The organism is Sphingobacterium cellulitidis (genome assembly GCF_043187465.1).
Classification (GTDB): domain Bacteria; phylum Bacteroidota; class Bacteroidia; order Sphingobacteriales; family Sphingobacteriaceae; genus Sphingobacterium; species Sphingobacterium cellulitidis.
The window spans coordinates 2,417,911-2,439,188 of record NZ_CP171136.1 but is presented as its reverse complement, the minus strand read 5'-3'; the positions used below and the strand labels follow the sequence as shown (position 1 = coordinate 2,439,188).

Below are 21,278 nucleotides of genomic sequence, written 5' to 3'. Positions count from 1 at the left end.
GGGGCATTTTTTTTCTCTTATCTTTCCTTCATTTTCACATATCGATGTGAGAAACAATCAAAACAATCTTCCTGTAACAACAAGGTGCTATCTTGCCTTTGAACAAACACTTTATGTGGATTTTCATTCAAGAGCCAACCATCTTTGTTATTTAGCATAGATTTGGTCAGTTTTAATTTATAGGGTTGGGCTGAAGTCAATTCACCATTTTCATAATAGAATATACTGTCCTTTGTGATCTGGAGGTGTTTGATTTCATTCGAAGATTCCGGTGTTTTCTTGATTCCAGCAAATCCACCTGAGGTTTCCAGCCATTGCCAGTTACCAATTATTTTTGGAGGTTTGGAACTTGTGCCTTGGTTACTGGCACAGCCCATTATAAGCGGAATAAGATATAGCATTCGTAATTTCTTCATAGGTTCAATTTATTGTTTCTTCTTTAGAAACGATAAAAAAATGGTTTTTGTTTTATCCATTCATTATGTGATTGAATAGTTTGGAGAACTTATCAGAAAATAATCTTCAGACATGGAATACCTAGGCATTCCCGCTTATCAGAACTACGTGCAAAAAGAAAATCCCCATTGAATGAACAATGGGGATTACTTTTTTATTATGATATCTTATTCAAACCAAGCTAGAACTTCGTCTTTAGTTGGCATTGTAACATCTAATTTCATCTTTTTACGCATCCCGCCAAGATCATTGAAAACCTTGTTTGGATTAGCTTCTTTTAAAAGCTCGATGGTCGTGAATCCCATTTTCTGTAAAACTGGTACCCAAGCTTCAGGAATTCCCTGTTCTACATAATCCGCTGTGGAAGCTACCTTAGCAACTTTCTCAGGACGCATTTGAGGGAAGAACAACACTTCCTGGATGGAAGGATTATTCGTTAAGAACATAATCAATCTGTCCATACCGATACCTAATCCTGAAGTAGGAGGCATTCCGTATTCCAAGGAACGTAAGAAATCTTGGTCGATAAACATCGCTTCATCATCACCTTTCTCAGAAAGTTTCAATTGATGTTCAAAACGCTCTCTTTGATCAATAGGGTCATTAAGCTCCGAATATGCGTTTGCAATTTCCTTACCACATACCATTAATTCAAAACGCTCTGTAAGCTCAGGATTATCTCTGTGTTTCTTTGTCAAAGGAGACATTTCGATAGGGTAGTCCGTGATAAATGTCGGTTGAATAAAGTTTCCTTCACATTTTTCACCGAAGATCTCATCAATCAACTTACCTTTACCCATCGTTTCATTCACATCGATTCCCATTCCTTTTGCCGCCTGACGGATTTCATCTTCCGATTTACCAGTAATATCAAAACCAGTGAATTGTTTGATTGCCTCAGTCATGCTCACTCTTGGATATGGCGCTTTGAAATCTACCTGATGCTCAGCAAAAGTCGCATTGGTTGTTCCATTTACAGCAATCGCACAATGCTCCAATAAGTTTTCAGTAAATTCCATCATCCAGTTGTAGTCTTTATAGGCTACATAGATTTCCATGGCTGTAAACTCTGGGTTATGCGTTCTGTCCATTCCTTCATTTCTGAAGTTTTTAGAGAATTCATATACACCGTCAAAACCACCAACAATTAATCTCTTCAGATATAATTCATTGGCGATACGTAAGTATAATGGAATATCAAGGGCATTGTGATGAGTGATAAACGGACGAGCCGCAGCACCACCAGGAATAGCCTGTAAGATTGGAGTTTCAACCTCCATATATCCAGCGTTATTGAAGTAATCACGCATAGCATTGAATAACTTCGTACGCTTCACGAAAATTTCTTTGTTGTGAGAGTTTACAATCAAATCCACATAACGCATTCTATAGCGTTGTTCAGGGTCAGTAAACGCATCATAGGTCTTGCCATCAGCTTCTTTTACAATCGGCAATGGTCTTAAAGATTTAGTCAGAACCTTTAAAGTTTGCACGTGAATACTGATTTCACCAGTTTGGGTGGTAAAAACATAACCTGTGATCCCAACGATGTCTCCAATATCCAAAAGCTTTTTGAATACGGTATTATATAAGGTCTTATCTTCATCCGGACAGATATCATCGCGTTTTACATAGGCTTGAATACGTCCAGTAGAGTCTTGCAGTTCCATGAAAGAAGCGCTTCCCATAACCCGACGGCTCATGATACGTCCAGCAAAACTAATATTCTTATAGTTAATCTTATCTCTTTCGTAGTTTGCCAATATGTCTTCAGCCGTTGCATTAACTTTAAACTCTTCAGCAGGGAAGGGGTCAATGCCTAGGTCGATCAAGGCTTTCAGGTTTAGCCTTCTTTGTTGTTCTTGTTCAGATAATCCGATGCTCATTTTTCGTACAACTTATAATGTGTTGCAAAAGTATGAAATTAGAACTATTTAAAGATGCTAATAGCGAAAAAAGGCTTGTTATTCATAGGATTTGTTTACTTTTGTAATTCTGAAGATGAAAAACCTTCAAATTGTACTGGCTGATTAAAAGGCAAGTAAAACTTATTCACAGGTGTGGAAATGAATTTATGTTTGTTTTTTGTATTTGAATGAAAAATAAATTATCTTTGCACCTCAATTGTTGAATTATATAGTAATCATAAGATAAAATGAAAAAAGATTTGCATCCATCAAACTACAGATTAGTTGTATTTAAAGACATGTCTAATGACTACGCTTTTATCACTAAATCTTGTGTTGATACAAAAGAAACTATCACTTGGGAAGATGGTACAGAGTACCCATTAGTTAAGTTAGAGATTTCTCACACTTCACACCCATTCTACACTGGTAAAATGAAATTAGTTGATACAGCTGGACGTATTGATAAATTCCGTAGCCGTTACAACAAAAAGTAATATTCTTTACTATAAAGAAATTGATATTATCCCGATAAAATTTATTTGTCGGGATTTTTTATGTACTTTTATTTCATGTCGCTAACCATAGTATTATTTGATAACGCTCACTGGCGTAAGCGTCTTTTCCCTTTTGCCTCATCAAGACCCGTTGGCAATCTTAGAGTCGGTATTTCTACCTTAAATGAGAAATGGGAGCTTATTTTCAAGGCCCCAGTTACCTATAAAACTGCCGATTACTTATCTGAAAAATTTCCTTTTAATCATTATAATAACTCTGAATTTCTATTCATCCGCGCTGATATATTGCCATCTGATGCTCTAATCAATGAGTTGGAAGCATTAGCTATTGGTGATATCCTTTTGGATGAAAATTCGTGGATTGCAATAAAAACCAGTGAACCCCAGCTTGATTTGGAATTTCTTCATGAAAAATATAATCCCATCAAGTCTTCGGCTCAATTTTATAGTTTAAATCATATCGAGGACATCTTCCTTCACAATAAATCACAACTGCTATTTGATTATAAATTATTGACCTCAGGTCGTCAATCTGCTGCTATCAGCGATACGAATAGCATTTATGGTTCATGGATCTTTGTGGAAGAAGGAGCGCAAGTGGAAGGTGCTAGTTTAAATAGTATGGAAGGACCTATCTATATCGGCAAAAACGCCAAGATAGAAGAAGGTTCTTATTTGAAAGGCTATGTTTCTATCGGCGAGTCGGCAAGGGTAAAAACAGGAGCGAAGCTGTATCCGAATACTACCATTGGTCCGGGAAGCACAATTTGTGGTGAGCTGAATAATACAGTAATTTGGGGAAATAGTGCCAAAGGGCATGATGGATATTTAGGTTGTTCGGTGATAGGCGAGGGAGCAAATATCGGAGCAGGTAGTTCAAATTCAAATTTAAAAAACAATTGGCAAGCAGTTCGGTTGTTTGATTATGAGGATCTTAGCTATCGCGAGACCGATGAGTTTAAATGCGGATTATTCATGGGGGATTATGCCATGTGTGCGATAAATTCCTCTTTTACAACAGGCTGTGTAATTGGTATTGGCTCACAGGTTGCAATTTCAAAATTTATTCCCAAATTTGTGCCTGATTTCAGTTGGGTAACTGACAAGGGGTCGGAACCATACACTTTTGAAAAATTTATTAATATGATGGAGAGTAGAGACCGTGTTACGGGAAGAAATGATCTGCAGAGTAATCTCTCTATCTTTCAATATTTATTTGATGAATTCAAATATCTTCATGTAGAAAATCAATCTTAAACATATAAATAAACATTAAACACTATGCGTAAAAATATTGTAGCTGGAAACTGGAAAATGAACATGGATTATGAGCAAGGCGTTAGCTTGTTCTCTGAGATCGTGAATATGGTGAAAGACGAAGTGATTGGAAATCAAGAGATCGTTGTTTGTAGCCCATTTATCCATTTGGCAGCAATTTCTAAATTAAGCGCTTCTACGAAGAATGTATCTATTGGTGCACAAAATATCAATCAACATGAATCCGGAGCTTATACAGGAGAAATTTCAGCTTCTCAGGTTAAATCTACTGGTGCTGAATATGTAATCTTGGGTCACTCTGAGCGTCGTGCTTATTTTGGAGAAACTGATGAATTATTGGCGGAGAAAGTTGATGTTGCATTAAAACATAATCTTAAACCAATCTTTTGTATCGGTGAAACTAAAGATGAGCGTGAAGCAGGTTCTTATTTTGATGTAATCAAGACGCAATTAAGCAAAGCTTTATTTCATTTAGATTCTGAAGCATTTAAAAATATTGTATTGGCATATGAGCCTGTTTGGGCTATCGGAACTGGTTTAACAGCAAGTCCAGAACAAGCACAAGAAGTACATGCATTTATCCGCAAAACTTTAGCTGATCAATATGGTCAGGAAACTGCTGATAACACGAGTATTTTATATGGTGGTAGTGCAAACCCATCGAATGCTCAAAGTTTATTCTCACAACCGGACATCGACGGTGGATTAATCGGTGGTGCATCTTTGAAATCTCGCGATTTCTTGCAAATTATTAACGTATTTAACGCGTAAAAATATGAAGTATACAGCAGTTACTTTTACGTCTTCGAATATCGAAGAATGGCAAAAGGATTTGCTTATCGCTGAATTAGCAAACCTTGGCTTTGACACTTTTGAGGATCAGGACCAAGGTTTTGTAGCTTATATTCCAGCGTCAAACCTAGATATCCAGGCTTTGGAAACCTTGTTGCTGAGCGAAGCTGAAGGTTTTGAAATATCCTATGAGGTCAACGAACTAGAGAACAAGAATTGGAATCAAGTGTGGGAAAGTAATTTTAGCCCCATTTTGGTTGACGACAAGTGTTATGTGCGTGCGACTTTCCATGAGGATAAACCCGAATATCCTTATCAGATTATTATCGATCCGAAGATGTCTTTCGGAACGGGACACCATCAAACCACTTCTATGATGCTTTCTTATATCCTGGAAAATGATTTCCAAGATAAAGAGGTTTTAGATATGGGATGTGGTACCGGAATATTGGCGATCCTAGCTTCCAAACGTGGAGCATCGCAAATCCTTGCAGTTGACTTTGATCCTATCTGTGTAGAAAGTGTGATAGAGAACAAAGAACTGAACCAGGTTTCAAATATTGAAGCGAAGTTAGGTTCTAAGGAAGCAATTGAAGGGAAAAAATTTAATACCATCCTGGCGAACATCAATAGAAATATTCTGATGGATCAATTTGATGTGTATTATACCGACCTTTCTGAATCTGGTGAACTCTATATCTCAGGGTTCTATGATGGTGAGGATTTGGAGATCTTATCGAAAAAGGCTGAATCCTTAGGTTTTCAATTTATTGAGAAAAAAGTGCTGGATACCTGGTGTGCAGCCAAATTTATTAAAGCAAACTAAATGCGCATTCATTTTATTGCCATAGGCGGAAGTATCATGCATAATTTAGCTATTAATTTAGCTGAACAGGGGCATCAGGTGACTGGTTCGGATGATCAAATCGTCGAGCCGTCGAAGTCGCAACTTCGTGAAGCAGGTTTACTCCCAACCGAATTAGGGTGGTTTCCTGAAAAAATTACGGAGGATATCGATGCTGTAATTTTAGGCATGCATGCGGATGAAAATAATCCTGAGCTAAATAAAGCCAAGGAAATGGGAATAAAAATTTATTCTTTCCCTGAGTTTGTATATGAGCAAAGCGTTGAAAAAACTCGTGTCGTTATAGCCGGTTCCTATGGCAAAACGACCATCACAAGTATGATCATGCATGTCCTCAAGAAATTGGGCCGCAATTTTGATTATTTGGTAGGAGCTCAACTGGAAGGTTTTGATGACCTACTACAGTTGAATCCTGAAAATAACCTCATGATTATTGAAGGCGATGAGTATTATGCTTCTGCAGTTAATAAACAATCTAAATTCTTAAAATATAAACCGAATATCGCGCTTATCAGTGGGATTGATTGGGATCACTTTAAAACTGTTATCTCAGAAGAAGAGTATTTTAAGCAATTTGAGGACTTTATTAGGACTATTGTCCCTAAAGGTACATTAATCTATAACAAGGACGATAAAAACACCAGAGAGGTGGTAGAGAGGACCATGGACATTAAAATTAATCGACATGGTTACAAGCTTCCAGAATACACGATAAATAAGGGAGTGACCTATTTGCACGTTGGTGAAGAGAATATCCCATTAAAAGTGTTTGGAAAGCATAATTTATCCAATATTGCTGGTGCATTTACGGTATGTGAATGGCTAGGAGTGAAGCGGGATGAATTTTATTCGGCTATCCAGGATTTCAAGAGTTCAATAAGATATTTAGAATTTGTAGCTAGTCAGAACGGAAGTGTAGTTTATCAGGATTTCGCACATACACCTAGTAAATTGAGGTCAAGTATCCATGCAGTGAAGGAACAATTTCCTAATCAAGCCTTGGTAACAGTCATCGAATTAAACGCCTATGACAGTCTTGACTCTGAGTTTATTACGGAATACGCAAATTCGATGAATGAATCAGACTTTGCTGTCGTTTTCGTTAATACATCACTTATAAAGGAAAAAAATATTGCTTTAGATAATTTAATTTGGCGTTTAACAGAGGCTTTTAACCATCCTTCCTTTCAAGTTATCACGCAAATGGCTGATTTAGAAGTATTTTTAGAAACTTTTAAGTCAAATGGGTATAATTTGCTATTTATGAGTTCAAACAACTACAATGGGGTAAATATGAGTAGTTTTGCAGATAAATTTTTGAGAAATTTTTAACATTCTTTCGGATTTTTTTTAAAATTTTAATAATGGGATTTTGAATTTTACTTTATTTGTTTAAATTTGATAATTACTTAATAAATAAATATTTTACATTTTACCCATGAATGCATTAGGAAAAAAAATTAGATTACTTAGACATCAGAAAGGATGGAGTCAGGAGGATGTAGCTAAAAGGCTAGATATCTCGATTCCTGCTTTTTCTAAGATTGAAACTGGAATTACAGATGTCAATTTATCAAGATTAAACCAAATCTCAAAATTATTTGGTTTATCATTAGTGCAATTGTTGTCTACTTCAGACCCTGAAGAAGATAAGCAAATTCAGAATGAAGTAAACGAGCTTCAAAAACGTCTTCAAGCACGTGAAGTTGAAGTTATCGATTTGCAAAAAAAGGTAATTGACTTATACGAACAATTACATAAGAAATAATAATATTATTTCTAAAAGAAAAAGCCTTGAAATTTTAGTTCAAGGCTTTTTTTATTCCCTATGAAAATTTTTTATACAAAAAATGCGCAATATTAATTGCGCATTGCTATGTGTTTATTCAAGATCTTGGATTATCCTAAATATGATTTTAGGATTTTGCTTCTCGAGGTGTGTCTTAAGCGTTGTAACGCCTTGTCTTTAATCTGACGAACACGCTCTCTAGTCAAGCTGAATTTCTCGCCAATTTCTTCCAATGACAATTGATGATTTGAACCTAATCCGAAGAATAATACAATAATTTCTCTCTCGCGCTCTGTTAATGTAGCTAACGATCTTTTGATTTCTTCTGATAAAGACTCGTCAATTAATGAACTGTCAGTGTCAGGGTCGCTGTTCTCCAAAACGTCCAATAGGGTGTTTTCTTCTCCTTGTACAAATGGCGCATCCATCGATACGTGACGACCAGAGTTACTCAATGTATCAGATACCTTGTCAACCGTAGTCTCTAAGATATCAGCTAATTCTTCTGGTGACGGTTCACGCTCATATTCCTGCTCCAATTTTGAAAAGGCCTTGCTAATTTTACTTAAAGACCCTACTTGGTTCAATGGTAAACGAACGATACGAGATTGCTCAGCAATAGCTTGTAAAATTGATTGACGAATCCACCATACTGCGTAGGAAATAAACTTAAACCCTTTGGTCTCATCGAATCTCTTTGCTGCTTTGATTAAGCCTAAGTTACCCTCATTAATCAAGTCCCCTAAGGTTAAACCTTGATTCTGGTATTGTTTTGCTACCGATACAACGAAACGTAAGTTGGTTTTTGTTAATTTCTCCAATGCAACCTGATCACCTTCACGAATTCTTTGAGCTAGAATAACCTCTTCTTCTGCCGAAATTAAATCTACCTTGCCGATTTCATGCAAATACTTGTCAAGTGATTGCGATTCACGGTTGGTGATGGATTGTGTAATTTTGAGCTGTCTCATCTAAATATATAAACCTTTCTTTTCTGAAATGTCCGCAAACATAACAAATTTATCCCAATTATTTCTAATCTATTTGTAAATTATTAACTCATTATGAGTTAGTTATACGTGGTGAGTTGATGTTATACTAACATCAAAAATCATTCCAAAAACTCGCTAATCTCGTCGATTTACAAGTATTTAACACACATTTAACTAATTTTTCTTGCTTATTTCAATTTCCTTTTTCCTGTTATAAAACAAATCCAAACAAGAATTGTTTTCTACTGTAATATTAATCAAAAGCAAAATATTATTTGTTATGCCTATAATTGTTCATCTTGACGAAATCATGTCGCAGAGAAAAATGTCTCTGAATGAATTGAGTGAAAAAGTTGGAATCACACTTTCCAATCTTTCGATTATTAAAAATCAGAAAGCTAAAGCTATACGTATCAGCACCTTAAATGCCATCTGTAAAGCCTTGAACTGTCAACCCGGGGATCTGTTTAAATATGTTGAAGATTAATCTGCCAATTTGTCCAAACGATAACCTCGAAGAAAATCAGTTACAGCCATCCTCTTTTTGCCCTCTATTTGTATTTCAGATAGACTAATAAAGCCATCTGCCGTGGCAAATTTGATGTTGGTCTTTCCATCAGAGATATACGACCCTGGCTTCTTGCTGTGTCCAACAACTTCTTTCTCCGCTGAATAAATCTTTAAAACCTTATCGTCCAAATATGTAAATGCAGCCGGGTAAGGACTTAATCCTCGAATCTGGTTGAAAACCTCCTCCGCACTTTTTTCCCAATCAATCAAACAATCTTCCTTGAATATTTTCGGAGCATGCTTTAATTCTTGATTGCTGCTTAATTCATCCTGTGGAATAGGATTTACCTTGCCTTCTTTGATAGCGTTTACGGTTTTGATCAGTAATTCGGCTCCAGCAACCATTAATTTGTCATGTAAGTCGCCAGCATTATCGGTTTCTGTAATGGGCACTTCAGTGAAAAATAAAATATTTCCAGTGTCGATTTCATGTTGCAAAAGAAAGGTGGTCACCCCGGAACTCTTTTCACCATTCAATATAGCATGGTTGATAGGAGCTGCGCCACGATAGTTTGGAAGGAGGGAAGCATGTACATTGATTGTTCCTTTTGGCGGCATGTTCCATACTAATTCAGGCAACATCCTGAACGCAACAACTACTTGTAGATCTGCTTGAAATGACTTTAACTCTTCCAAAAACTCTGGGTCTCTTAATTTTACGGGTTGCAAGACAGGGATATTTTGAGAAACTGCAAATTGCTTTACCGCTGAAGAATGCATTTTCTGACCTCTACCCGCCGGTTTATCGGGACCTGTTACCACTGCTACGACTTCTTCTCCAGCTTCAATTAATGCTTTCAACGAAGCTACAGCAAAGTCCGGAGTACCCATAAATATTATTCGCATAGAAATATTAAATTACGTTTAGGATGCAACAGCATCCCTATTGTTGGATGACAAATTTTATTAACTTTGCGAAGTTACAAATTTAATTTAAGCTTGAATTTTCCATATTTCTTAGCCAAAAGGATTACTCTAGAGGGAAACCGTACGTTTTCAAAACTTATCGTCCGCGTGACGGTAGGGGCTTTAGCCTTAGCTATAATGGCGATTATTCTCGCAGTGGCCATCCTAAATGGCTTCAAAGATGAAATAACTGAAAAACAAAGAGGCTTTTTTGGTGATATTATTATCCTGAAAAACGAAAAGAATGACTCCTATGTCAATACCCCAATTTCCCTCGATGCTCAACAAATAGATCGAATTAAACAAAATCCCAATGTTCTAGAAGTCTATCCCTTTGCCACTAAAGCCGGGATCATGAATGTTAAAGGTGAAGTAGAAGGGGTGCTTCTCAAAGGAATCGATAAAGATTATGATCAAAACTTTCTTTCAAAAACTATTCTTGAAGGTGATACCATTGATTTCTCTGCTGAAAATGCAGATAATCAATTGTTGATTTCTTCCTTGATGGCAAACCGACTGCACTTGAAAGTTGGTGAAAGTTTTATTATGCATTTTATCCAGGAACCTGTAAAGAAACGTAAATTCATTGTAAAGGGGATTTTCACAACCAATTCCGAAGAATTGGATAAAACATACGTGATTGGCTCATTGCCCTTGATACAAAGGCTAAATAACCTCGAAGATGGGCAAGCAGGTGGATATGAAGTCCGCGTTAAAGATTTTAATCAATTATTCAAGACCACGGACGACCTCAATAATAATCTTGGTTCTGGCCTTTATGCGACAAATGTTGTCATCCAAATGCAGGATATTTTCAATTGGCTGAATATGCTGGACATGAATGATAATATTATTTTCGTTCTGATGGTGGTCGTTGCTGTTATCAATATGATTTCTGCCTTATTGATTTCAATATTGGAACGTTCGCCTATGATTGGGATGTTGAAGGCCTTGGGAATGAGAAATGGAAAAATCCGAACTGTATTCCTTTATAATTCCTTATATCTGATTGGCTATGGACTTGTTTTAGGTAACCTGATTGCGATTGGACTTTACTTTTTTCAAACCAGTACCCACTTTTTCAAACTGGATCCAAGTATCTATTACGTTTCCTTCGTCCCTATGGAAATCTCTTGGATGACCGTATTATGGTTGAATATTTCATTAATAGGAATTGCATTATTGACTTTGTTCATTCCTTCCATGCTTATTTCAAGAATATCGCCAATTAAGACGATACAGTTCAAGTAACATTCTTGGAGATTTCCCGAATCTCAATCAATAATTCTCTTAAATTTCCTTATCTTTCACTTGAAAACAATATTGTTTTTTAATTGTATTGAAATTCAGAATAATTTATATGAGCGACAAAATTTTTGATCATCTAATACATGCTTTTGAGGCCCCACTAACGAATCCGGTCCTTATATTTTCTCTAGTTCTTTTTATCATTCTCTTATCGCCCATTTTGTTGCGACCGATAAAAGTACCTGGGATTATCGGGCTGATTATATCAGGGATGATTATTGGTCCGCATGGATTGAATTGGTTAGAGAAAAACTCCGCAGTTGATTTGTTTTCAACCATAGGATTGCTATACATCATGTTTATTGCCGGTCTTGAACTCGATATGAATGAGTTTAAGAAAACTAAACATAAATCCTTCCTGTTCGGCTTTTTTACCTTTATTATTCCTATATCTATCGGATTCCCGGTATGTTATTATGTCCTTGATTATAGCTTATTAACCAGTATTTTGATTGCAAGTATGTTTGCGACACATACCTTGGTTTCTTATCCCATTGTTAACCGCTATGGTATTTCAAAAAATGAAGCTGTTGCAATTACGATTGGTGGTACGATTCTGACCGATACAGCCGTACTTATCATCCTGGCAGTAATTAAAGGAGCATCTCAAGGAGACATTGATAACGAATTTTGGGTAACCTTAGGGATTTCATTTGCCATCTTCCTTTTCATTATGTTTGGGGTCATTCCAAAGATTGCCAAATGGTTTTTTGAAAAAGTGGAAAGTGAAAAAACAGGTCACTATATCTTCGTATTGACGGTTGTGTTTTTTGCAGCTTTCCTTGCAGAAATGGCAAACCTGGAGCCTATTATCGGGGCATTCGTTGCCGGATTGGCGCTGAACAAATTAATTCCCCATTCTTCAGCTTTAATGAACCGCATAGAGTTTATTGGTAACGCTATATTTATTCCTTTCTTCCTGATTTCAGTAGGTATGATCGTTGATATTGGTGTTATTACCAATAGCAGTGGATTAACCGTATTCTACGTTGCTGGTGCATTAACTTTAGTAGGTATCGTCGGGAAGTTCCTTGCAGCAACAGCAACCCAATGGGCATTTAAATATTCTACAAATGAGCGGAATTTAATCTTCGGATTAAGCAATGCACATGCTGCAGCTACCTTGGCCATTATCATGGTTGGTTATAACAACGATATTATTGATGAGAATGTCCTTAATGGTACAATTATCCTGATTCTGGTAAGTTGTATTATCGCCTCCATCGTCACCGAGAATGCTTCCAAGAAAATTGTATTGGAAGGTCGTCAGCATGAGGAACATATGGAGCATGTGGAAGAGCATGAAGAACAAATCGTTATTCCAATTGCGAATCTGAACAACATGGAAGCTATCCTTGATTTTGCAACTTTAGTGAAATCCAAGAAATCACCACACCCATTAAATATCTTAAGTGTGGTTCCAAATGATGAACAAGCGGAAAGAAACCTAAATCAAGCAAGACAGAATCTGGATAAGACGGCCAAATATGCTTCTGGATCTGAAACAGAAGTTGACCTAATCACAAAAGTTGATTTCAATATCGCCAATGGTATCAGCCGTGCAGCAAGAGAAGCATTTGCTGACTGTTTAATCCTAGGATGGCCTAGTGCAACGAGCTTTGTAGAGAAGATCGTAGGCGAGAAGACCGAGAGTATCTTGAACCGTACTGATGCTACATTGATGATGTGCCGGATAGAAAAGCCGTTTATAACCAATAAAATGATTACGGTCTTTGTTCCGCCATTAGCAGAGTCTGAAGTAGGATTCGCTTATTGGATGGAAAAAATCACCAAATTGGCTTCAGAGCTTTCACTGCCTATTATTTTCGTGTGTAATCATCGAAGTCATCAAGCTATTGAGCAAATGCTGGAGAATTTGAAGTCCAGTGTTCCGGTTTCATTTGAGAACTATGAAGATTGGGATAATATCTACGGATTGGCAACCTTTAGCAATGCCGAATCTATGCTTGTCTTCGTGTCAGCGCGTTATGGCGATGTATCTTACCGCGATTCCTTGGACGGTTTGGCGAAAAGAGTTGGAAAATATTATAAGAACCAAAACTTACTATTAATCTTCCCATCAAGGCTTGAAGATCAACATATTGATGAATATGAAGATATTCAAACGGCACCTATTTTCAGAAGAATCAGTAGGGAGATTGGTAACATGTTCAGTAAAGATAAATAACTAAAAAACAATTAATTATGTCAGATAAGGTCAGTATAGATTCAAGTGGTAAATTATTGGTTCCAGATCAGGTAACTATTCCATTTATTATTGGAGATGGTATAGGACCTGACATTTGGAAGGCTTCAGTTCGCGTTTTTGATGCAGCTGTTGAAAAGCTGTATGGAGGAAAAAGGAAGATTAATTGGAAGGAAGTCCTAGCAGGTGAAAAGGCATTCAATGAAACTGGAAGCTGGTTGCCTAATGAAACCCTGGATATTTTTAAAGAATATTTAATAGGTATCAAAGGACCTTTAACTACTCCGATTGGTGGTGGTATTAGATCCTTGAATGTTGCCCTACGGAAGGAATTGGATTTATATGTTTGTCAACGACCAACGAAGTGGTATGAAGGAGTTCCTTCACCCGTCAAACATCCGGAGAAGGTTGATATGGTTGTTTTCAGGGAAAATACAGAGGATATTTATGCAGGGATTGAATTTGCGGCAGGAACTGCAGAATCTAAACGCATTCAAGACTTTTTGAAAAATGACCTGAATGTAGACTACAACTTTAGCAATACAACAGGAGTAGGGCTTAAATTTGTTTCTGAGGAAGGTTCTAAGCGCTTGATCCGTGCAGCAATTGAATTTGCACTTGCCGAAGGAAGAAAATCAGTAACCTTGGTGCATAAAGGTAATATTATGAAATATACCGAAGGTGCATTTAAAAATTGGGGCTATGAACTGGCTGAAAAGGAATTCAAGGATCAGGTTTACACTTGGAATCAATGGGAAACTACGAAAGCAAAAGATGGTCAGGATGCTGCTAATGCAGAACAAAAGACCGCAGAACAAGCTGGTAAATTGATTATCAAAGATATTATTGCGGATAATTTCCTTCAACAGATTTTATTGGCACCACAGGATTACGATGTAATTGCAACATTGAATCTAAATGGTGATTATATATCGGATGCCTTAGCGGCCATGGTGGGTGGAATTGGTATTGCACCAGGAGCAAATATCAATTTTAAAACCGGACATGCTATTTTTGAGGCAACACACGGTACTGCACCGAGATTTGCCAATACCAATACCATGAATCCTTCATCCGTTATCCTAAGCGGTGTAATGATGCTGGAATACATGGGTTGGACTGAAGCTGGTGATGCCATTGTTGATGCATTGGCAAAAACAATCAAGGATAAAACGGTAACTGTCGATTTCTATAATTTAATGGAAGGAGCAACCCTTCTAAAAACATCTGAATTTGCAGATAAAATAATTGAAAAGATTTAAGATTTGTAAATCATAAATAAAAGCTGAACTTTACAAGGTTCAGCTTTTTTTAATTTTATATATGCAAAAAACAGATATCCCATCTTTTATTACCAATTCAGGCATTTTCAATGATTCTGAATTAGAAAAATTCTCCCGTATTGAGCAATTGCCTACAGATCAAGAAATTGATGCCTTTAAATATGATTCCGATATTCAGGAATTATTAAACGCATTTATTGGCGATGAAAGTACTAGGATTACCCATCAATTACTCAAAGCCAAGGATTATTTGCAGAGGGGAGAAGTTAAGAAAGCTTGGATGCTTGCCCTACTTTAATTTCCTGAGATCAATATTCATAAAATACAAGAGCAACAAAAAGAGCCTCTCTGCTATCAGGGAGGCTCTTTTTATTTCTAGATTACTATTTATTTAACGTCAAAACGGTCAGCATCCATTACTTTGGTCCATGCTTTCACAAAATCCTTAACGAATTTCTCTTGTGCATCCGCACTCGCATAGATTTCAGCAACAACACGAAGTTCCGAGTTGGAACCAAATACTAAATCTGCACGGGTACCTGTCCATTTTGGTTGTCCAGTCTTACGATCCGTACCGATATATAGTTCTTTATCTTCGGAAGCTGCTTTCCATGCGGTATTCATGTCCAGCAGGTTCACTAAAAAGTCGTTGGTCAATTGACCTGGTCTATTCGTGAATACTCCATTTTTTGAACCATCATAATTGGTATCCAATGCACGCATTCCAGCAATCAATACCGTTAATTCCGGAACGGTCAAGTTTAAAAGCTGCGCTTTATCAATTAATAATTCCTCTGTGGTAGAAGTATATTTCTTTTTCTTATAGTTTCTGAAACCATCTGCGATAGGTTCCAAGAAAGCTACCGATTCTACATCAGTGTCTGCTTGTGAGGCATCCATACGGCCGGCTGTGAATGGAACTTTAATTTCTGTTCCAGCCTCTCTTGCCGCTTTTTCAACCGCTGCATTACCAGCAATCACAATTAAATCAGCAATTGAAACTTTCTTACCACCAGCTTGAGCCTGATTAAAATCATTTTGAATACCTTCCAATACGCCCAAGACCTTACTTAATTGGGTAGGATTATTAACTTCCCAATCCTTTTGAGGAGCCAAACGAACGCGAGCACCATTTGCACCACCACGTTTATCAGAACCACGGAAAGTAGATGCCGATGCCCATGCGGTAGATGCTAATTCTGAAACGCTCAATCCTGAAGAAAGGACCTTGTTTTTTAAGTCTTCAACATCTGAATCATTTACCAATTCATGGTTTACCTCAGGAATAGGATCTTGCCATAAGAATTCTTCCGCAGGTACATCCGGACCTAAATAACGGGAGCGAGGTCCCATATCTCTATGCGTCAATTTAAACCATGCCTTTGCAAAAGCATCCGCAAATTGATCTGGATTCTCAAAGAATCTACGGGAAATAGGTCCATAAATCGGATCAAATCTTAAAGATAAATCCGTCGTCAACATCGTTGGCTTACGTTTTTTATTTGGATCAAATGGATCAGGAATAACATCATCAGCATCTTTTGCCACCCATTGATAAGCTCCAGCAGGACTTTTTGTTAATTCCCATTCGTAATTGAATAGGTTTTCAAAAAAGTTGTTGCTCCATTGTGTTGGTGTCTCTGTCCAGATAACTTCTAAACCTGAAGTAATAGCATCAGCTCCAACTCCAGATTTATAGCTACTTCTCCAGCCTAAGCCTTGCTCTTCCAAGCCAGCTGCTTCTGGTTCTTTTCCAACATTATCCGCAGGACCAGCACCGTGCGTTTTACCAAAGGAGTGACCTCCAGCAATCAACGCGATTGTTTCTTCATCATTCATCGCCATACGTCCAAAAGTATCACGGATATCTTTGGCTGCTAAAATTGGATCAGGATTACCATCTGGACCTTCTGGGTTAACATAGATTAATCCCATCTGAACTGCTGCTAATGGGTTTTCAAGATTCCTTGAATGTACATCGCCATCTGCTTTTTCTTCTCCAGATAACACGCCATGTTCCTTATCAACAATACCTTCTGAGCCATGTGCATAGCGGACATCACCACCTAACCAGGTGTCTTCAGAACCCCAGTATACATCCTCATCTGGTTCGAAAGCATCTACACGACCACCAGCAAATCCAATGGTTTTAAAGCCCATGGACTCCAAAGCAATATTACCAGTCAATACCAATAAGTCTGCCCAGGATAATTTTCTACCATATTTTTGTTTAATAGGCCATAATAACCTTCTTGCTTTGTCCAAGCTCACATTATCTGGCCAGCTATTCAAGGGTGCAAAACGTTGTTGACCTGTTCCAGCACCACCACGGCCATCACCTACACGGTAAGTACCCGCTGAGTGCCATGCCATACGGATGAATAAACCTCCGTAATGTCCAAAATCCGCAGGCCACCAATCCTGAGAGTCTGTCATCAAGGCATGTAAATCTTGTTTTACAGCCTCTAAATCTAATTTCTTGAATTCTTCTGCATAATCAAAATCTGGATCCATTGGGTTTGATGCGCCCGAGTGCTGACGCAATAAACTAACCTTTAGATTCTTTGGCCACCAATCCTTAATCGTCGTACCTCCTCCGGCTACCGTCAAATTTTGTTTTAATGTGCCATTATGAAATGGGCATTTGCTGATGTCGTTTCCATTTTCCATATCTCTGTTTTTTATTATCTATATAATTGCTGATTTAATTGTTCGGATTAATATTTTCTATAATTAAAAATTGTATGTGAGGATTTTGTTTTCCTCCTTTAAATTTAATTAAAGTTAGATAAATAAAATTTAAGATGTATGGCTATTCTGATAGATTTTATCTATGTTGTATCAAGGAAAAAATTAGCAAATCAAAGGGTTTTTTAATTTGGCTAAACTTTAAGAAACAAAATCAGGATAGGGTCAGGATAGGCTCAGGATATTTCTACCATTTTGTTTTCTGTTTTTTGGGTTTGGCCCTATAAAGGGAGGGATTTTTTTACAAAACAAAATAAAGAAAACTTCTAGAAAAAATCGATAAAACTGAAATTTATTGATTTATATTCTTATTTAAATACGGGTATAATTTTTCAATAAAAATGTAAACTAATAATAGGAAAGGAGCCTCAGGTCTAAATACTAAATACTCAATACTGTTATACTAAAAAAGCCGCTATAAGCGGCTTTTTTCTGTACCTAGGGCGGGAATCGAACCCGCACTCCCTTAACGGGAACAGGATTTTAAGTCCTGCGTGTCTACCAGTTCCACCACCTAGGCAACTGAGCGAAAGACGAGATTCGAACTCGCGACCCCAACCTTGGCAAGGTTGTGCTCTACCAACTGAGCTACTTTCGCTTGACGTGGTGCAAATATAGAGAGAAAATTGAAATCCTAAAATTATTTTTTCAAAAAATTTTAGCTAATCCTCCAATCCATTGTCTTTCAGTACCTCTAAAATTAAATTATTTTCAAATCCTCTGCCCAAAGCGTATTGATATAGCTTATTCCGCTTTTTATAGGCATCGCTTTCATGGATTAAATTCGACTTCTTCTCCAGAATGCTCCTTAATTTCTCGAAATAATCATTCGGATCTATCTCCTTCAAGGCTATTTTTATCAAGGGTGATGATACTTGTTTGATCTTTAATCCTTGGCTAATCTTAATTCGACCCCAACCTTTTATCCTGAATTTCCCTAAAACATAAGCCTTGGCAAATCGCTCCTCATTTAAGAAATTATGCTCGATCAAATAGCTGATATTGTTTTCAACATCGGCCTGATGCAAGCCCCATTGATATAATTTATCCCGTACTTCCTGCTGAGACCGCTCTTGGTAGGCACAATAGGATTCTGCTTTCCGTCTGGCTTCCAATGGAGTATATACTTTCTTTTTTCTGTTTGCTTCATCCATAAATGCAAATCTTCAAAAAATGATGAACTTTTAAAAAAAATGATGAACTTCGTTCATTATTTGCAGAATCATGTATACTATTAAATTTATTTGCGAGAAACTAAATGGGAAACCATTGATGTCAAATGATTTATCGTCTAAAATCAGCGAACTAGTATACGATAGCCGCAAGGTGAATAATCCTGATGAATCTCTATTTTTTGCCCTAAAGGCCACTCGTGATGGTCATGATTTTATTCCAGATGCTTATGCCAAAGGTATTCGTAATTTTGTAATCTCGAATCCGGTAACTTTCCTGGAAGATAAAAAAGATGTCAATGTCATTCAAGTTCACAATGTCCTGCAGTTTATGCAAGAATTGGTGACCTATCATCGAGAACAGTTTCATTACCCAATAATCGGAATTACCGGTAGCAATGGAAAATCTATTGTAAAAGCTTGGCTATTCCAATTGTTAATCCCTGAAAAGAAAGTCTATCAAAGCCCTAAAAGCTATAATTCCCAACTTGGGGTCGCTCTTTCCTTGTGGAATTTAGGTCCGCAGTATGATTTGGCACTTATCGAAGCGGGGATTTCCGAGCCAGGTGAAATGGATGCACTCCAAAAAATGATTCAGCCCAACATTGGGGTTTTTACCAATATTGGAGTGGCTCATTCCCAAAACTTTGAAACCAAACAGCAAAAACTAACAGAAAAATTAAAACTGTTCAAGGATGTTGAGGTACTGGTTGCAGGATCAGAATATCTTTCCAAGGATTTAATTGATCCAAAGATCAAACTTGTTTCCTGGGGCAAAAGTGATACCGACCAAATTCAGCTAATTCAAGAGGAGACCTTTAATCAGGTCAGCAAGCTTAAAATCAAGATTGGTGAACTTATCTGTATCTGTCAGGTTCCTTTTACTGACCGAGCATCCATTGAGAATGTCATGAGCTGTATTGCAGTCATGTATTTCCTAGGATATGATGCCGAAACTATTGTTGAGCGTATCCAAGCCTTAAAGCCTTTGGAAATGCGTCTCCAACTGAAGAAAGGTGTCAATCATTGTTCAATAATTGATGATTCTTATTCAAATGACCTTGCATCCTTAAAAATCTCTTTGGAATTTCTCCATCAACAGAATCAGCATAGCCAGAAATCCTTGATCCTTTCTGAAATGGAAGGACTGATGGAAAGTGATAAGTTGCAGCAAAAACTAAAGGATTTGCTGAATAACTCACAACTTCAAAAATTTATTTGGGTTGGTCGAGATTTTGACTGGTTGAAGGACCTTGGAATCCATTCCATCCAACAATTCAGCAATACTGAAGAATTTTTGAGCCATTTGACGGAATTGGATTTTCATGATGAAAGCATCCTCATCAAAGGAGCCAGGAAGTTTCAATTTGAAAGAATTGTCCAAAGATTGGCTTTGAGGTCGCATGGAACAGTCTTGGAGATTAATTTAAATGCGATTACTAATAACTTAATGGTTTATCGCTCCTTGATTCCAAGGAATGTGAAGTTAATGGCGATGGTGAAGGCATTTTCCTATGGAAGTGGAAGCTTTGAAGTTGCTAATTTACTGCAATTTAGTAAGGTTGATTATCTGACTGTTGCTTTTGCAGATGAAGGTGTTGAACTTCGAACGGCAGGGATTACTCTTCCAATCATGGTGTTGAGCCCTGATCGGGATACCTTCCAGTCTTTGGTTCAACATAATCTCGAACCTGAGGTTTATAGCATGGGTTTCTTGGAAGAATTTATTGATTTCTTAAAAGAACAAAATATCAAGGACTTCAAGATTCACCTTAAGCTTGATACAGGGATGCATAGATTAGGTTTCTTTCCTTCTGAGGTCGAAGCAGTAATTGAACGATTGCGTAATCAGGAGCAGGTACGGGTGCAATCCTTTTTCACCCATTTGGTCGCTTCTGGTGATCCAAAGCAGGATGAATTTACTGCATTTCAAATTTCAACCTACCAGGAAGCTGCTGCAAAGCTTGAAGCCGGATTAGGCTATAAATTTATTCAGCATGTGGCCAATACGTCTGCCATTGTTCGTTGGCCGCAGGCCCACTTGGATATGGTTCGTTTAGGAATTGGTTTGTACGGGGTCGATATGGATAAGAACTTGCCAAATTTGGAACAGGTCAGTAGCTTGAAAACAACGGTCACCCAGATCAAGGAATTACCGGCTGGTGAAACCGTCGGCTATGACCGAAAAGGAGTATTGCATAGAGATAGTAAAATCGCAACGGTAAAAATCGGCTATGCTGATGGTTATTCCAGAAGATTTGGAAATTCCGTTGGAAAAATGCAAATTAATGGCAACCTAGCTTCAACCGTTGGAAATATTTGTATGGATATGTGTATGTTGGATGTGACTGGACAGGATGTTCAAGTAGGGGATGAGGTTCTTGTTTTTCCCAACTTAATGCAGGCGTCCCAGGATATCGGAACGATACCGTATGAATTGTTGGTCAATATTTCAAGTCGTGTAAAAAGAGTCTATTATTACGAGTAA

The 21,278-nt window shown here is 37.4% G+C and carries 18 protein-coding genes and 2 tRNA genes; 12 read left to right on the top strand and 8 right to left on the bottom strand.

Translation table 11 applies throughout. The features are described from left to right. Positions 1 to 17: 17 nt before the first annotated feature. Together ACF3OC_RS10855 and lysS are read right to left on the bottom strand one after the other, a co-directional pair. Positions 18 to 416 (bottom strand): hypothetical protein, encoded by a 399-nt coding sequence (locus tag ACF3OC_RS10855; protein WP_392469194.1) that lies wholly within the window; start codon positions 414 to 416, stop codon positions 18 to 20. A gap of 207 nt (positions 417 to 623) precedes the next feature. Next, positions 624 to 2,342 (bottom strand): lysine--tRNA ligase, encoded by a 1,719-nt coding sequence (gene lysS, locus ACF3OC_RS10850; RefSeq protein WP_094256558.1) that lies wholly within the window; start codon positions 2,340 to 2,342, stop codon positions 624 to 626. Positions 2,343 to 2,611: 269 nt separating this feature from the next. Between lysS and ACF3OC_RS10845 the strand changes: the two genes are divergently transcribed. The 6 genes from ACF3OC_RS10845 (at position 2,612) to ACF3OC_RS10820 (ending at position 7,584) form a co-directional block, all read left to right on the top strand. After that, positions 2,612 to 2,860: a type B 50S ribosomal protein L31 gene (locus ACF3OC_RS10845; RefSeq protein WP_094256557.1), complete on the top strand. Its 249-nt coding sequence runs from the start codon at positions 2,612 to 2,614 to the stop codon at positions 2,858 to 2,860. 75 nt (positions 2,861 to 2,935) lie between these two features. Further along, positions 2,936 to 4,138 (top strand): putative sugar nucleotidyl transferase, encoded by a 1,203-nt coding sequence (locus ACF3OC_RS10840; RefSeq protein ID WP_392469193.1) that lies wholly within the window; start codon positions 2,936 to 2,938, stop codon positions 4,136 to 4,138. 24 nt (positions 4,139 to 4,162) lie between these two features. Next, positions 4,163 to 4,930, top strand: a complete 768-nt coding sequence (tpiA, locus tag ACF3OC_RS10835) for a triose-phosphate isomerase (RefSeq protein ID WP_392469192.1) — start codon at positions 4,163 to 4,165, stop codon at positions 4,928 to 4,930. A gap of 4 nt (positions 4,931 to 4,934) precedes the next feature. Beyond that, a complete protein-coding gene (prmA, locus tag ACF3OC_RS10830) occupies positions 4,935 to 5,777 on the top strand; it encodes a 50S ribosomal protein L11 methyltransferase (protein ID WP_392469191.1) in 843 nt (280 codons plus the stop codon). Further along, positions 5,778 to 7,148 carry a UDP-N-acetylmuramate--L-alanine ligase gene (gene murC / locus ACF3OC_RS10825; RefSeq protein WP_094256553.1) on the top strand — a complete coding sequence of 457 codons (1,371 nt, stop codon included), beginning with the start codon at positions 5,778 to 5,780 and terminating at the stop codon, positions 7,146 to 7,148. A 106-nt stretch (positions 7,149 to 7,254) separates the two neighbouring features. Next, positions 7,255 to 7,584, top strand: a complete 330-nt coding sequence (locus tag ACF3OC_RS10820; protein WP_093096800.1) for a helix-turn-helix domain-containing protein — start codon at positions 7,255 to 7,257, stop codon at positions 7,582 to 7,584. Between the two features lie 131 nt (positions 7,585 to 7,715). On the opposite strand, the gene ACF3OC_RS10815 is transcribed toward ACF3OC_RS10820, so the two are convergent. After that, positions 7,716 to 8,576, bottom strand: coding sequence for an RNA polymerase sigma factor RpoD/SigA (locus ACF3OC_RS10815; protein ID WP_093096797.1), 861 nt, complete (start codon positions 8,574 to 8,576; stop codon positions 7,716 to 7,718). 301 nt (positions 8,577 to 8,877) lie between these two features. On the opposite strand from ACF3OC_RS10815, the gene ACF3OC_RS10810 reads away from it, so the two are divergent. Further along, positions 8,878 to 9,084 carry a helix-turn-helix transcriptional regulator gene (locus ACF3OC_RS10810; protein WP_094256552.1) on the top strand — a complete coding sequence of 69 codons (207 nt, stop codon included), beginning with the start codon at positions 8,878 to 8,880 and terminating at the stop codon, positions 9,082 to 9,084. Here ACF3OC_RS10810 and fmt read toward each other — a convergent pair. Next, on the bottom strand, positions 9,081 to 10,013 hold the full coding sequence (fmt, locus tag ACF3OC_RS10805; RefSeq protein WP_392469190.1) for a methionyl-tRNA formyltransferase: 933 nt from the start codon (positions 10,011 to 10,013) through the stop codon (positions 9,081 to 9,083). The genes ACF3OC_RS10810 and fmt overlap by 4 nt on opposite strands. A 66-nt stretch (positions 10,014 to 10,079) precedes the next feature. Here fmt and ACF3OC_RS10800 point away from each other — a divergent pair, with 66 nt between their 5' ends. From ACF3OC_RS10800 to ACF3OC_RS10785, 4 genes are all read left to right on the top strand, one after another. Then, positions 10,080 to 11,324, top strand: coding sequence for an ABC transporter permease (locus ACF3OC_RS10800; RefSeq protein WP_392469189.1), 1,245 nt, complete (start codon positions 10,080 to 10,082; stop codon positions 11,322 to 11,324). Between the two features lie 109 nt (positions 11,325 to 11,433). Continuing rightward, positions 11,434 to 13,569, top strand: coding sequence for a cation:proton antiporter (locus ACF3OC_RS10795; protein ID WP_094256549.1), 2,136 nt, complete (start codon positions 11,434 to 11,436; stop codon positions 13,567 to 13,569). 17 nt (positions 13,570 to 13,586) lie between these two features. After that, positions 13,587 to 14,849, top strand: coding sequence for an NADP-dependent isocitrate dehydrogenase (gene icd, locus ACF3OC_RS10790; RefSeq protein ID WP_094282313.1), 1,263 nt, complete (start codon positions 13,587 to 13,589; stop codon positions 14,847 to 14,849). A gap of 61 nt (positions 14,850 to 14,910) precedes the next feature. Next, on the top strand, positions 14,911 to 15,168 hold the full coding sequence (locus tag ACF3OC_RS10785) for a hypothetical protein (protein ID WP_392469188.1): 258 nt from the start codon (positions 14,911 to 14,913) through the stop codon (positions 15,166 to 15,168). 89 nt (positions 15,169 to 15,257) lie between these two features. Here the strand turns inward: ACF3OC_RS10785 and katG are convergent, their stop codons facing one another. From katG to ACF3OC_RS10765, 4 genes are all read right to left on the bottom strand, one after another. Next, a complete protein-coding gene (gene katG, locus ACF3OC_RS10780; protein ID WP_392469187.1) occupies positions 15,258 to 17,540 on the bottom strand; it encodes a catalase/peroxidase HPI in 2,283 nt (760 codons plus the stop codon). A gap of 513 nt (positions 17,541 to 18,053) precedes the next feature. Continuing rightward, positions 18,054 to 18,138: transfer RNA gene (locus tag ACF3OC_RS10775), tRNA-Leu, on the bottom strand. 5 nt (positions 18,139 to 18,143) lie between these two features. Further along, positions 18,144 to 18,216 (bottom strand) — tRNA-Gly (locus tag ACF3OC_RS10770). 64 nt (positions 18,217 to 18,280) lie between these two features. Continuing rightward, positions 18,281 to 18,772: a regulatory protein RecX gene (locus ACF3OC_RS10765; protein WP_392469186.1), complete on the bottom strand. Its 492-nt coding sequence runs from the start codon at positions 18,770 to 18,772 to the stop codon at positions 18,281 to 18,283. A 70-nt stretch (positions 18,773 to 18,842) separates the two neighbouring features. On the opposite strand from ACF3OC_RS10765, the gene ACF3OC_RS10760 reads away from it, so the two are divergent. Continuing rightward, positions 18,843 to 21,278, top strand: coding sequence for a bifunctional UDP-N-acetylmuramoyl-tripeptide:D-alanyl-D-alanine ligase/alanine racemase (locus ACF3OC_RS10760; protein ID WP_392469185.1), 2,436 nt, complete (start codon positions 18,843 to 18,845; stop codon positions 21,276 to 21,278).